The organism is Lysobacter sp. TAB13 (genome assembly GCF_052113885.1).
GTDB classification, from domain to species: domain Bacteria; phylum Pseudomonadota; class Gammaproteobacteria; order Xanthomonadales; family Xanthomonadaceae; genus Lysobacter; species Lysobacter gummosus.
Map to the genome: position 1 here is coordinate 1 of NZ_JBFRDR010000238.1, position 427 is coordinate 427.

Sequence of the window (427 nt, forward strand, 5' to 3'; positions counted from 1 at the left end):
ATCGTGACCAACGCGCCCGAGACCGCCGTCATCGACTTCAATCTGCGGCGCTCGCCAATGAACAACGTCAAGGTCCGGCAGGCGCTGTTCCACGCCATCGATCGCCAGCGGATCGTAAGGGATGTCTACCAGGGGCTGGCCGAGACCGCCAAGAACGCCATCCCGACGCAGTTCAAGAACCTGCACGATACGTCGGTCAACTATGACACGATGTATGCCTATGATCCGAAGCGAGCCGCCCAATTGCTCGACGAGGCCGGATTTCCGCTGAAGGACGGCAAGCGCTTCGCGCTCGAGTTGGCCGTGATCTCGGCCGCTCCCTATGACGCAGTGGCGCAGGTCGTGCAGGCGCAGTGGACAGCGCTCGGCATCGACGTGAAGCTCAGCGCGCTCGATCAGCAGATCTGGACCAACAAGGTCTATACGC

General features: G+C 61.6%; 1 protein-coding gene. It reads left to right on the top strand.

Annotation, left to right across the window (positions count from 1 at the left end):
• Window positions 1–427, top strand: a 427-nt coding sequence (locus AB4Y92_RS25985) for an ABC transporter substrate-binding protein (protein ID WP_441822244.1), incomplete at both ends; no start/stop codon positions are given.